The sequence below is a fragment of the Streptococcus sp. DD11 genome, assembly GCF_001578865.1.
GTDB classification, from domain to species: domain Bacteria; phylum Bacillota; class Bacilli; order Lactobacillales; family Streptococcaceae; genus Streptococcus; species Streptococcus panodentis.
This window is the reverse complement of the sequence record NZ_KQ969393.1, coordinates 452,516-453,661: the sequence shown is the minus strand read 5'-3', so window position 1 is coordinate 453,661 and position 1,146 is coordinate 452,516. Positions and strand designations below refer to the sequence as shown.

Below are 1,146 nucleotides of genomic sequence, written 5' to 3'. Positions count from 1 at the left end.
ATTAATATTATACCGTTAATTTATTCTTCTAACAACACCAAGAAAGTTAAAACTTTTCTTTTTATCCTTTTTGCTGCTGTTTTCTTGAATGGCTAACAAACCTGTATCTGTCACATTGATTTCCCTGAATCAAGTATTTTCAGCTTTCCAAATCTAATTGTTCATATGGAAACTTTTTTGGTCTATCTCTGTAAGCTGATTCTGCTAATGAAGCATATAGATTATCAAAACTTTTTAAATTCCAATTACTCAAATAATCTTCCCCCTATGTTAATGTCGGATCCTATATACATCTCATCCATATTTAATGTATTGTCCTCATTAATTGGTATATCCACTCCCCAACCCGATTCTTCAATATGATTAATACGTCCATAAACATTCATATAATATTCAGGAGTTGTAAGTCCACCATCACTCCATTGTGTCTGATCCCAATCAATCTGAACTGATTCAACTTTCGGACTTTGAGCTTTTACCAAATCTATAATTTCTTGCTCATGTTCTTTGAGATAGGCGAGCTGTTTTTGCTTGATGGCTTCCTTATCATCTGTGATTTCCTTTTTTGAAGAAGCAACTTTCTTATCTTGTTTATTACTTTCTTTTTGAGTCATGGCGCATCCTCCTATACTTACTAGCGCCACTATTGATGCAATTACTGCAATTATGATTTTCGTTCGTTTCTTCATAGCGACTCCTTGTATTGCTTTATTAATATTATACCGTTAATTTATTCTTCTAACAACACCAAGAAAGTTAAAATTTTTCTTTTTATCCTTTTTGCTGCTGTTTTCTTGAATGGCTAACAAACCTGTATCTGTCACATTGATTTCCCTGAATCAAGTATTTTCAGCTTTCCAAATCTAATTGTTCCTATGGAAAACGATTAGGTCTATCCCTATAGGCTGATTCTGCTAATGAAGCATATAGATTATCAAAACTTTTTAAATTCCAATTTACCATATATCACCTCATTCGAATACTTTCAGCTAATCTATAAATTTATTTGAATCCCAATAATATTATGAAAATATCTTCCAGACCCCATTTTCAATTATATAAATTTTATTAAACATCCCCATTTCTCCAGTATTTGGGATACTGTCTTGGTGCTCTATGTAAAAATCTACCGAAAACTTTGTATTC

1 protein-coding gene is annotated in these 1,146 nt (G+C 31.8%); it reads right to left on the bottom strand.

Features of this window, described 5'->3' with window-relative positions:
- Window positions 1-245 precede the first annotated feature (245 nt).
- Complete coding sequence (locus STRDD11_RS05455; RefSeq protein ID WP_128836113.1) at window positions 246-689, bottom strand: hypothetical protein; 444 nt, start codon at window positions 687-689, stop codon at window positions 246-248.
- Window positions 690-1,146 lie beyond the last annotated feature (457 nt).

Excerpts from the sequence above, each read along its gene's own strand:
- STRDD11_RS05455 (WP_128836113.1), bottom strand. The coding sequence starts at position 689 with ATGAAGAAACGAACGAAAATCATAATTGCAGTAATTGCATCAATAGTG.